Genomic DNA, 12,674 nt, shown 5'->3' on the forward strand with positions numbered 1-12,674 from the left:
ATCAACTCTTTATTCATCGTGCAACAAGCACCTTTTCCGGCTAATTTCTATTGCTATTTATTTACGAATCGAAATTGCTAATAATCGTATTGAAACAACTGGAGAATGATTAAAGATGGAAACCTTCATTCATAGTCAAAAGATGTTGACATCTGTGATTGAAATAATCAAGTTTTCTGCAAAAAAGATTCTTAGTATCTATAGTGAGCCCTCTTCTTAGTGACAAAGAAAAACGATGCTTCCCCGTTAAGAAACGCTGATTGATTGACGCATGATTTTATTTCAGAGCAACTCCCTAATTTAACCTCGAAGATTCCCATCATTTCCGAAGAGTTAGATTTTGAAATTTATTCTAACACCCTTCTAAACTCTTATTTTTAGTTGGTTGATCCTTTGACGGAATCAAAGATTTTATTAAACCTAATGGCGAATCTGCTGTTAAAATAGCCTTAAGAAAAAATGCGAAAGTAGTTACTCGGGGTAGCGTTTCTTCCTATAACTGACACTTGTTATTATACAAGTGAAGCAGCTGGCGCCTTCAAGCAAGTTGGAGAACAACCAGCCCGACAATTATAATTGGCCCCGGAGAGAAAAGGACTTGAATCAACCTATCAAAGTCATAATAAATCGCCACCGGACTTGATGGCATACAAAAATTTATTGATAAAATTGGTCCTTGCGAGTGTATCAGCATGGGCAGTAGCTTAAAGATATGCTGCTAGCAGAAGGGGAAGTACACATCTATCCTGGATTAGGTCCTACTAAAGGGTGGGATACGGCTTCAACGCAATGCGTTTTAGAACAAGCGGGAGGAAAATTCTCATTGAAACCGGAAAATCATTATCTTGCAATAAATTGCATTTTTTATCCCAAATTCTTGGCTTTTGGCAGTAGGGGATATCCATTTGTAGGCTACCTGATAATAGTAAAGGATTATAAGGACAATTTCCCACCATATGTTCATTGATTTTGAGCTCGCGCCAACTTTGCGATCTCGAAATGCTTTTTTAATGGTGGTTTTTGACAACTGAACGACTTCTTGTCAGAAGTGGACTATTATTGCGTATTGTTGATGGGAGTTTATAGTCTATCCCAATCACGTTGGATGTGAAAAGCGAATTTGCAACAAAGTTGATTATTGTTGAACCCCTTGCTTTAAGTGATGACCAAGGTAGTTTATTGGAAATTCTGGAAGTTGAAGAAATATGGGAACCGGATAAATACAAAAAGCTCACTGTGTATTTGGTACACTTGATGAAGCACACATCCCGGAGTGAAACAGCTTTTACGTCATAAGGGTTCTTTTTATTTGAATGGAAAATTGACAAAAATTAACGCCCCTAAACATTACGATTTCATTCCAAATCGACTTTCTCCCCAACAGCTGAAAGATAACTTAAAAGGATTACATAGAAATTTAGTTGGTTTTCAAACAAGAAATCCCATGCATTGTGCCCATTTTGAATTAAGACGGTACGCTGCAGAAATATGCGATGCAAATTTGTTGATTCAGCCTGTAATTGGAATAACTAAGCTTGGTGATGTGGATTATATCACGCGTGCGTGTTGTTACGACATAATGCTCTCCTATTATGCCTTCCAGAATAACATTTCTAAATTTTTTGCCACTGGCAATGCGTATGGTAAGGCCGCGTGAAGCGCTCTGGCATATATTAACTAAAAACTACAGATGTACGCACTTTATCATTGGGCGCGATCATGTAAGCTCTGGTATTGACCATCGAGGAAAACCTTTTTATGAGCCTATGCAGCACAGGAATTGGTACAAAAATACCAAAAGGAAGCAGGTATTCAAATTGTTCCTTTTCACGAGATGGTTATAGCCAAGCGAAGCAGAAATACATTCCAGTAACCCAGATACAACAAAATGAAACAATTTTAAAAATATCTGGGACAGAAATTCGTCGGCATCTGCGAGAGGGACTCGAGATTCCAGAATGGTTTTCCTATCCTGAAATTATTGCTGAATTGCGAAAATATTTTCCTCCTAAAACAAGCAGGATATAAATCTGTTCCTAACCGGATTGTAGGGAGCCGAAAAATCTACCATCTCAAAAGCACTAATTTCCAAATTGCAAGAAATGCATGAGCGTAAAATCACTCTTTACAGATGGAAACGTTTTTCGAAAAAACCTCTCTCATGGTTCAGGTTTTTCGCGCGAAAATTGCGACGCTAATATTGCACGTATTACGTTTTCTACTTCTGAAGTAACAAAACAGGAGCATTAGTTAGTTGTTTGAAATGCGACTTTTCTTTCCATTTTTTAATAAACTCGTCTGAAACAATAATCCCAATAAAATCACAAAACTCTCTTAATTTTTTCTCAGTCCGGTAACAAAGATCCTTATATTTTAAATCATTTATATTCTTGAGGGCTTCTTGCATATAATTTTCAACATAATAAGCGCAATAAGCTGTAAATCGATGATCTCTATCATATTCAAGAATATCAATTTGATTAAGCATTGAAAAAAGAACATCTAAAGGATTTCCCATAATTACCCATATAATAAAAGTGTATTTAGAATTTTTTCTTCTAAAATCTAACAGATTTTTTATTTATGCGTGCATGATCAGTAATGATATTCGTTATAGCGAATAAAAATTCAGAAACAAAAATAATGAACCGTGCAACAAACTCCTGATTATTCTCGCTAAAAATACCTTTTAGACGTTTAATAGCATTAAATGCAAAATATCGATAGTACGCGCAATATGCCTAAAAAGTATATCAAAGGATAATAGCTGTTTAGCAAACTGCGCAAAGTCAAATATAAAATTCTGCAATAGGCTTTTATCGTACTTATTGTTGTTGAATAACCTTGGAGTTCTGACATAGAAAAAAGAGTGCAAAAAATGCTAACCCACCATCTACATAAGTTCAGGCAATTATTGTTTATATTGATTGATTGCTTCAAGTAATATTTTTATTTGGGAAAAATGCGCAGAGAATCCTCATAAAATGACTTGACGTTCTTTTCAAAACCCTGTGTATTCATTATTAAGTTTCTCATCTCATTATTAAGTTTCTCATCATAAATCATTTTTATGATACACTCTAAAAGAGTTTGACCATCATTTATCACTAAATGATTCCCTAGGTTTCGTTTTTCATTTTATTTTCGCAATTATTTTCAATAAAATCAACCAAATAGATGCTTACTGCAATATTTAGGAATTCTTGCATCTTTAATCTAAGATATAGTAATCTACATTTTTTTGTATAAACTTATAAGTCGAAGTAAAAAGATGATCGCCATTAGGGAAAAAATCAAGGCACAAGGTTGGCGATGGTTCATGCGGCGAGTGCTGCGTGAAATCTTACAGCCTGTGACGAAAACAGGGAAGTACCTAAAGCCCTTTAAGTTCGCTATTTATCCACTTCTGTGTAAATTCATGGATATTATTAATTATCGGCGCTCAAAAAAAAGCCACGCTGATACACTATACTTTTTTTACGATCTCGAAGTAGAGCCCATTACTTACAATTTTTGCTGGGCGTTGGCAATTGCAGAAGCAAGGCGTAAAGAACATCGGCTATTACAGCTAAAAATTATCATCGTACCCGGGTTATCACAAGGCTTAAGAAAAGAAGACTCCGAATACCAAACGATCGTCAACGATGTTGCCCGCTGGTGGCGCATTTATTCCATTCTATTACCAACGCCAATGCTGCTGGCTAATCAACCTAGTCTTTATTTTTGTGCTTCACGAGAAGAAGCTTTAATGATAAAAAAAGAAGCGCGATACCTCTATCCAAACAATTACAGCGTCACTTTTCCTACCACACATCAAACAAAGGATGGCCTGAAATACAAGAATTTCATGTCATTTCGCGCTACTGCCAAAGCACGGACTTATGTTTCCGAATGGTTGGAACAGCGCGCCAATCATCGCAAAGTGATTGTTATCACTTTGCGACAATACGATTACACGCCAGAACGAAACAGTAATATAACCGCCTGGGCAGCATTCGCTAAGAAACTCAATAAAAAAGAATTTTTTGTCGTTATTGTCCCTGACACAGAAAAAGCCTCCCACAGTCCACCCAAACCACTCCAAGAATTTACGTACTTCGAAGCCGCTTGTTGGAACATGGGGCTACGCGCCGCTCTCTATGAATTAGCGTATTTAAACCTAGGCGTTAACAACGGCCCGATGTCATTGTGTTGGTTAAATGCACACACCCGTTATGTCACTTTTAAAATGATCGTAAAAGAACAGTCCGCAGCCACTTTAGAAAACATGCTAAAAATCGGTTTCCGTCTCAACCAAACACCTCCTTTTGCTAATCAGTTTCAACGCTGGGTGTGGAAGGATGATGAAGAGGAAATCATTTCTAGGGAATTCGACTCAATGTATGCGTTATTAGAGAATAAAAACAATCGACAAAAACAATCCACTAATACTATAATGTGAGAGCTGTTTGGAGGATCTGCACATGAACGTACCATTCTCAGCCCTTGATAAACAACACACTAGATTGCTCCCAGAAATATTTACTTCACTTGAAGAAACCTTTCAAACAGCTCATTTTATTTTAGGCAACCCTGTTGTCGAATTTGAAAAAAAATTCGCTGATTATCATAAGAAATCATTCGCTATCGGCGTTAATTCGGGTACTGATGCACTTATTCTTTCATTACGAGCTTTAAAAATTGGCGAAGGCGACGAAGTAATCACCACAGCCAATACGTTTATCACCACAGTAAGCAGTATTGCGTTGGTTGGCGCTACACCAGTGATGGTTGACATCGGAACTGATGATAACATCGATGTCAATCAAATTGAAAAACAGATCACTGAAAAAACAAAAGCAATATTGGTAGTGCATTGGACAGGCAGACCTTGCAATATGGAACGTATTTGCCGGCTTGCGCAAAAATATAATTTAGAGATTATTGAGGATTGCGCGCAAGCGGTTTCAGCAAAATATAAAGGCCAATTAGTGGGAACGTTCGCTAAGATAGGTTGTTTTAGCTTACACCCTTACAAAACATTAAACGCCTGCGGAGACGGCGGTATCATTATTACTGATGACCCAATGCTTAACGATCGTATTCACGCTCTCCGACAAAATGGACTCTCTAACGACGGTTCCTGCTATTATTGGAGCAGCAATTCTCGTCTAGATACTATCCAAGCAGCTATTTTGAATATAAAATTCAAGCACTTCGAAAAATGGACAAAACGACGGATTGAAATTGCTACTCATTATTCAGAACAATTAAAGGATATACCGCAAATTGTAACACCACCTATCTCAAATGACGAATATCATTCCGTTTTTCATACCTATATTACAAAGGCAGAAAAAAGGAATGAGTTAAAAGAATATTTACAAACCCAAGGGATTGAAACTCACATTCACTATCAAGTGCCTATCTATAGGCAGCCTATTGCGATAAAAACTTTACAATGTAGCCCAAAAGACTTCCCGAATATGGAGAAAACCTCCCAACACACCCTGTCATTACCCATTTATCCAGAACTTAGTCTCAAACAACAAAATTATATTATCAACGAAATTAAAACGTTTTATTCTTCACCCATCATCGTAGAGAAGAAAGAAAATCACTCCTCACACTCACTTTCACGAGTGTGACACATAATGAAAAGAAGGAGTATGTAATGCGTGTACCCTATTCTTATTTAGAACGTCAGTTTGCCGATATTGAACCTTATCTCAATGACCTTCGTAAATTCATCAAAACTGCTGACTTTACATTAGGCGCAGAATTAGAAAAATTTGAGAAACGATTTGCTACATTGCACAACGTACCACACGCCATCGGCGTTGCCACAGGCACTGACGCATTAGCGATGTCTTTTAAGATGCTAAATATTGGTGCGGGTGATGAAGTCATCACTTGTGCGAACACTTTTATTGCATCCGTAGGCGCTATTGTCCAGGCAGGCGCTGCGCCTGTATTGGTTGACAGTGAAAATGGTTATGTGATTGATCCTGAAAAAATTGAAGCAGCGATTACGGCTAAAACCAAAGCGATTATGCCAGTTCATTACACAGGCAATATTGCCGATATGACAGCCCTTGCAAAGATTGCTGAAAAGCACAATCTTTATATCGTTGAAGATGCCTGCCAAACAATTTTGGGACGAATTAATGATAAATTCGTAGGAAGCTGGGGACAATTTGCTTGTTTTAGTTTACACCCCCTTAAAAACCTGAATGTCTGGTCCGATGCGGGAGTGATTATCACGCACTCCGATGAATATGCAGAAAAGCTAAGACTTTATCGAAATCACGGCCTAATTAATCGTGATGTTTGTGTCGAATATGGTATTAATTGCCGCATGGATACGATTCAGGCAGTTATTGCGAATCGGCTGATGAATCAGCTTGAAACAATTACCGAAAAACGCCGAAGCATTGCGAACTTATATGATCAATCATTTGTTGATTTATCAGAATTCATAGACGTACCGGTACGTCGCGAAGGCGTTTACCATGTTTTCCATATTTATGTACTGCGAGTAAAATATCGCGATCAATTATTTCAATACTTGAAAGACAACGGCATTGAAGTAAAGGTACACTACCCGATTGCAATGCATCTCCAACCCGCTGCTAAAAGCTTGGGTTATCAACAAGGTGATTTTCCTATGGCAGAAAAACATGGAGAAGCAGTGATAACTCTCCCCGCACATCCTTATTTAACGGAGGAGGAAATTAACTATACTATCAAAAAATTTAGGGAATTTTATCTTGAGAAACATTATATATAGCGTGACTTTATCGCAAACTCAAATAAATGCATAAATTATCAAAAAAATACTTAATTAAGACTGCAAAATACATAAGAATTTTCTTTTATTCTGGGATCAAATATCTACTCGGTATTTATGCCTTAGATAAAGTTCCTCAGATAGTTAAAGAAAATTCTTTAGCGTCAGGAATATCCTTTCTAAAAAGCAAATATAAATTTTTTCGTCCGTCTATAGTTAAATTTTTTATTAAACTGTATCGTTATTTATTAATAACGGATAAAAATCTGCTTACCTTAAAAATAAATAACGCCTACATTATTCATTTCTGTTGCTGGGGGAAAGCATATGCTGAAAAAGTTAAAACCTACTTGATTCCATCGTTACTCGCTGAAGGAAATTTGCCTTCCATTTCAAAAAAGTATAAGACAATTGTACTCGTTCATTGTGATATTGATACAAAAAACAATCTTTCGCTCTCACCGATAATAAAGTATGTTAAAAACTACGCCAATATAGAATTTATTATATTACCTCGATCTCTGATAAAAGCTTATAAATCCAATTTTAAATATTTTCCTTTTCTATATTCCAAAAAAATAACAGGTATCGTTTCGAATATTAAATACATCCTTCTAGGGGCTTTACAAACTCAAGCGCTCGAAATAGCTGTAAAAAATAAATCTTATATTTCATTCATGATGCCAGATTTTGTATTGTCAGACAGATTCTTAACGAATACATTTTTTTTAATTGAAGGAAAAAAAGTAGCAATCATCAGCACATCCAGAACAGATTATCAAAAAATTGCTCAGCAGCTTGAAAAATTTTTTAAAGGTAAGGAAAGAATTCAACTAACGGTGCCTGCCTCAGTTTTAACAATGCTTCAAGTCACTAATCTTCATCCAGCGGCTAAAAAAATCATCGTATCAGAAAATAATACAAATTTTAGCTCCCGCGCTCAGTTGCTTTTTGAAACCCCAAATGGCTTTGTTCTAAGAGCCTATCACTATCACCCTATATTGTTAGATTGTCACCATTATAATTATAAATTCCAAAAAGATTACTATCCAATTGACAATTCTATTCTAAATCAGTTGCTATCGATTAACATTCCATTTGATCAACAAATAGCTTCTTGCAATAATGAATCTGATATACACTGCTTAGAACTGAGTGATGAACATATCGATGAACACATCTCTACGAAACAAAAAAAATTAAATTATAATGAGTTTCTCTACGAAATTTGTGACATGATTTCAAAAAATCCATCTACTTATGATACACCGCTAAACCGTTATTTTATTTCTATTAAAAATAGATTCGAATCCCCGTCTGTTCTCAAAGAAGGTGATTTCGTAGACGACGATAGGTTTTTTTCAGACTTAAAAGAAATGTTAAAGACATATAATTATAACTGACTTCTCAAAAAGAGCCATTTGACCTGATGTCGCGCCTTAAGATTCATCGAAATTAAAGATAACTTATGTATAGTACCTCAATTGAAAATCCTGAACTACTAATAAGCGTTTTGAGATAATTATCATTGATGATTGTTCATCAGATGATACCCTCGCTGTTGTCAATGCCTATTAAGGATAAGCGTATTCGTTAATATTCGTAACAAAGTGAACATAGGATCTATACAAGGAGACCGAGCACATATCCGACGTTTCATTTCCGCATTAATGCGGGTGAAATATTTCATTTATTTGTCTAATGACGATTATCGGCCTCGCAGTACCTTACTTTTCAGGCAAGTCGAAGCATTTAAAACACATGACAATGTTGCAATGATTATTAGTAGTCAACTGATCATATACAACAAATTCTGCAGATGACCGCTACTGGACTTAGAAAAGATTTCACAAGTAGATTACAAAGACCTCTATACATATCCATTTCCAAAATCTAATTATTTTATTAAACACCTATTTCCAAAATTTTTCATGACTTCTGAAGAATTTTTGTAGACCCAAAGTGGCAATCGGGTTATGAGATTTTAGTGGGACCCACGTGCTACGAAAATGTCATTTATTTTAGATGAACCCGATGTTGTCGTAAACGCTCAACCAACTAACACAGACTTCAAAGGAACGTAATTGGAACATTTTAAGGACAGCATCCACAGCATCAAAGCTGCATTTCAAGCGCCATTAGCAAGTGAAATGTCCGAAGAAAAAAAAGATTCTTAAATTTAATAAAACGCGAAACAATTCGAAACTTGACAAGAACCTTACTCCAAAATATCTTTTCTATCAAACTACATCGGAAATTAACCTTGTTCGCTGAACAAAGCATGATCAAGCCCGTACAAGTAATTCACGCGCTTCGAGAATATTTTTTATGAAAAATAACCCATAAAAAAGGACATTAAATACATGTACCAAGCGACGCTACCTCGTCAAATATTGAGAATATATTTTAGTATGGATTAACTCCACCTTGAGCGCGTACAAAATGATAAAGCTTTCACTTTTATTGATTTTAAAATTAAATAGATTTATAGTGAGGCGAACTTAATTTTTAAGTTAAACTTCCCCCACAGTGGAAATGAGTATTTGACCAGCGAGGCCTCGATACGGATGGAAGATTGGAATCGATATAAAGAATTACTGTACAAGCTCTTGCGGATACGAATGATTGAGGAAGAAATCGCTCTTCAATATCCCAACGGGAAAATGCGATGTCCAACCCATCTTTCGATTGGACAGGAAGCTGTTCCTATTATGGTTTGTGAAAATTTGCACAATACTGATTTAACGCTCAGCACCCATCGAGCTCATGCTCATTATTTAGCTAAAGGCGGGAATCTCAAAGCCCTCATTGCTGAATTGCACGGAAAAGTTACGGGTGCCACTGCCGGGAGAGGCGGTTCTATGAATTTAAGCGACCTTTCCGTCGGCTTCATCGCCAGTACCGCTATCGTAGCTAATACAGTGCCTATCGGTGTCGGGCTAGCATTCTCACAAAAACTTAAAAAAAGCAATCTCATAACTACCATCTTCTTAGGGGATGCTGCCGTTGAAGAAGGTGTGGTTTATGAATCATTAAATTTTGCAGTATTGAAACGTCTACCGATCTTGTTTGTTTGCGAAAATAATTTGTATTCTGTTAACACGCCGCTGCACTTAAGGCAGCCAGCTAATCGAACCATCCACGAAATGGTAAAAGGAATAGGTGCTAAGACACAAAATATCGACGGAAATGACATTCCGACAAGCTTTCATAGCGTTTGTGAGGTGATGAAAGATCTGCGGGAAAATGGCGGAGTGTGGTTTTTAGAATTTCAAACGTATCGTTTCAAAGTGCATTGCGGCCCGGAAGAGGAAACATTTACCGACAGATCGAAAACTGAATTTGATCATTGGATGGCCCGAGATCCTCTCTCACTACTGCAATCTCAACTATTAACTGCCAGGACCATTTCCCCGGAAGAAATCGATAAATGGCGGCACGAAATCCAAAATGAAATTGATGAAGCGTTCACTTTTGCTGAAAGTTCACCATACCCCCCTCCTGAAGACCGATTTCGTTATCGATATGCTGATAGTCGGAATGAATGGCTAAGACATCAGTTGGATAAACAAAAGGATGAGCTGCTAACTTGAGTCAGAAAAAATTTATTCATAGAATCAATGCTGCCTTGAGAAAAGCAATGCAGATTGACCCATTGGTACTTTGCTATGGATTAGGTATCAACGATTCAGCGCGTATTTTTGGCACTACCACGCGATTGCTTGAAGAATTTGGCGAAAACCGAGTTTTCGACATGCCAACAGCTGAAAATGGCATGACTGGGGTGGGGATCGGGTTGGCAATTAATGGATTCCGTCCCGTTTTATCGCATTGCCGATTAGATTTCGCTTTATTATCGCTGGATCAAATAATCAATGGAGCTGCTAAGTGGTATAGTTTATTTGCCGGTACTATGCCCGTCCCCTTAACTATCCGCGCTATTGTGGGTAGAGGCTGGGGGCAGGGGCCTACCCATTGCCAGAGTTTACAAGCCTGCTTTGCGCATATACCCGGTTTAAAAGTAGTGATGCCTTCGTTAGCGGAAGATGCCTATGGTTTGCTATTATCCAGCATTTTTGATGATAACCCAGTTATCTTTATTGAACATCGATGGCTGCATAATATTCATGTCAATGAAGTCGAAGACAGTTATCGCTATATTCCATTAGGGCAAGCGAGAAAAGTCATCGAAGGTACCGATATCACCGTAGTTGCTATGTCATACATGACGATAGAAGCACTGCATACCCTGAAATTCTTAAAAAAAGCTCAAGGCATCCACTGCGAATTGATCGATTTAAGAACCATTAAGCCTCTTGATTGGGAAACGATTTATGTTTCAATAAGAAAAACAGGAAGATTATTAGTCTTAGATACTGGTTTTGAATTTTGCTCTGTTGCAAGTGAAATAATTGCAAAAGCAAGCATTGATTGCTTCTCTAGCCTGCTTGCACCACCAAAACGTTTGGCTACGCCTGATTATCCTGTCCTAACGTCACCCACATTGGCCACACCGATGTACACCTACAGTGATGATATCGTTCGAGCTGTTGCTGAGGTTTTAAAGTTGCCGGTGAATGTTGAACCTTTACAGAAAGAAAGAGACGCTAAACCAAGAGACGTGCCAGGCGATTGGTTTGGAGGGCCTTTCTGAAGTTGCGCTGATTTCATTTTCTAAATAATCCTCACCTCTGGGAAAAGGAAGAATAAATCTACCGCCTTGCGCTATTTATTATAATGCTTTTCTCTGCGAAGTATGCCTTCTTTAAAATGCCAAGGCAATAGCAGAAAATAGTCTGGATTCATGGCCCATGCCTCTAATTCAGATACGATTGCGATATGTGTCCCCGATGTAAAACACAATTAAACTTGTCTGGATTGACTTCAGCAATAGCTGGAATATCTTTTTCAATAAACCCACAGAACTGGAGCACTACATTTCCTTTTGTTGACACACCATAACCTAATACCTTTTTACCAGCCAAATTTAGTGCTCTAATTAAACTGGTTAGTTCGTTCAGTTCGATTTTATGCACAACACGCTCCTTAAAGACAGCATAAGGGATGTATAGCATTTAAACCCATTCGGTCTTCTTGTTCTAACATCCAATCTATTATTAGCTGATTTGATTTGATCGTTTTATTAGTTGATTTTGCAGCTGTGACAGCAAAGCTCCCACCATTTATGTCATTTGCGACAACATCGATTAGGAAAAAATTCGCCATCTCCAAAATCTTTTTGATAGTGCTTAAAGAATAATACTCTAAATTTTCATGACAAATAGTATCGTAAAAATTAAGTCGCAACATGTATGGCATATAACTTTGCTCTAAATGCCAAATACCATCATCAGCCAATATCGACTCTACTTGTTTTGAAAATGAAATAGGCGATTCTAAATCGTAAAACATCACAATTGAAGTCATAATACGAACAGGGTTAGTTTCAGCAGAGTGATAAGCCTCTTCGGAAAAAAATAATGATGCTTAAATTTTTTCCCTGCTGGATCAATACCAATGCATCTGATTTTTTGATTGGAATATACCTTTAAAAGTAGTCGCACCATTGCTGCCAATATCAACGACTACATCATTATCTTGAAGCGTAACTATTCTTTCCTAGGTAATTAACTTTATTAGCTAAATGATCGATGATTGCCTGATTTAATCTAGAACGATAACCATAATTATCCCCATACATCTCTGCAGGATCATAGGAATGATTCAGTTGAAATACACCAGTATCTTCACAGCATACTAATTCCAGCGGCCCTTGTGTTATTGCTGTTGTCACATCACTAGGGAAAACTCCTGTTAGTGCTTAGTTACCTAAATGCAACACTGGAATAAGATTGGAGCTTTGGTTAATTCTATCGAGCATTATTTGATGATAACTAGTCATATT

The 12,674-nt window shown here is 37.2% G+C and carries 6 protein-coding genes and 5 pseudogenes; 9 read left to right on the forward strand and 2 right to left on the reverse strand.

The window, feature by feature from the left end:
* The first annotated feature begins 115 nt into the window (after nt 1-115).
* Nucleotides 116-967 (forward strand): annotated as a pseudogene (locus FIV31_RS00155) (3'(2'),5'-bisphosphate nucleotidase CysQ family protein).
* Nucleotides 949-2,238 (forward strand): annotated as a pseudogene (locus tag FIV31_RS00160) (adenylyl-sulfate kinase); the annotation flags it as partial. The pseudogenes FIV31_RS00155 and FIV31_RS00160, both read left to right, overlap by 19 nt.
* Here the strand turns inward: FIV31_RS00160 and FIV31_RS00165 are convergent.
* Entirely contained in the window at nt 2,219-2,518 is a 300-nt protein-coding gene (locus tag FIV31_RS00165) for a hypothetical protein (RefSeq protein ID WP_280123399.1), read from the reverse strand. The pseudogene FIV31_RS00160 and the gene FIV31_RS00165 sit on opposite strands and share 20 nt — an antisense overlap.
* 753 nt (nt 2,519-3,271) lie before the next feature.
* Here FIV31_RS00165 and FIV31_RS00170 point away from each other — a divergent pair.
* The 7 genes and pseudogenes from FIV31_RS00170 (at nt 3,272) to FIV31_RS00200 (ending at nt 11,423) form a co-directional block, all read left to right on the forward strand.
* Nucleotides 3,272-4,441: a hypothetical protein gene (locus FIV31_RS00170; protein ID WP_280123400.1), complete on the forward strand. Its 1,170-nt coding sequence runs from the start codon at nt 3,272-3,274 to the stop codon at nt 4,439-4,441.
* A 22-nt stretch (nt 4,442-4,463) separates the two neighbouring features.
* The gene (locus tag FIV31_RS00175; RefSeq protein WP_280123401.1) at nt 4,464-5,627 is read left to right on the forward strand and encodes a DegT/DnrJ/EryC1/StrS family aminotransferase; all 1,164 of its coding nucleotides are present in this window, start codon (nt 4,464-4,466) and stop codon (nt 5,625-5,627) included.
* A gap of 26 nt (nt 5,628-5,653) precedes the next feature.
* Nucleotides 5,654-6,803, forward strand: a pseudogene (locus FIV31_RS00180) (DegT/DnrJ/EryC1/StrS family aminotransferase).
* Nucleotides 6,796-8,172 (forward strand): hypothetical protein, encoded by a 1,377-nt coding sequence (locus FIV31_RS00185; RefSeq protein ID WP_280123402.1) that lies wholly within the window; start codon nt 6,796-6,798, stop codon nt 8,170-8,172. Before FIV31_RS00180 ends, FIV31_RS00185 begins: the two are co-directional and overlap by 8 nt.
* A 109-nt stretch (nt 8,173-8,281) precedes the next feature.
* Nucleotides 8,282-9,189: pseudogene (locus FIV31_RS00190) on the forward strand (glycosyltransferase); the annotation flags it as partial.
* A gap of 123 nt (nt 9,190-9,312) precedes the next feature.
* Nucleotides 9,313-10,362 (forward strand): thiamine pyrophosphate-dependent dehydrogenase E1 component subunit alpha, encoded by a 1,050-nt coding sequence (locus FIV31_RS00195; protein WP_280123403.1) that lies wholly within the window; start codon nt 9,313-9,315, stop codon nt 10,360-10,362.
* The gene (locus tag FIV31_RS00200) at nt 10,359-11,423 is read left to right on the forward strand and encodes an alpha-ketoacid dehydrogenase subunit beta (protein WP_280123404.1); all 1,065 of its coding nucleotides are present in this window, start codon (nt 10,359-10,361) and stop codon (nt 11,421-11,423) included. The genes FIV31_RS00195 and FIV31_RS00200 overlap by 4 nt, the downstream gene beginning before the upstream one ends.
* Before the next feature lie 20 nt (nt 11,424-11,443).
* On the opposite strand, the pseudogene FIV31_RS00205 reads toward FIV31_RS00200, so the two are convergent.
* Nucleotides 11,444-12,671, reverse strand: a pseudogene (locus FIV31_RS00205) (class I SAM-dependent methyltransferase).
* Nucleotides 12,672-12,674: the final 3 nt, after the last annotated feature.

The organism is Coxiella endosymbiont of Ornithodoros amblus (assembly GCF_019425495.1).
Lineage (GTDB): Bacteria > Pseudomonadota > Gammaproteobacteria > Coxiellales > Coxiellaceae > Coxiella.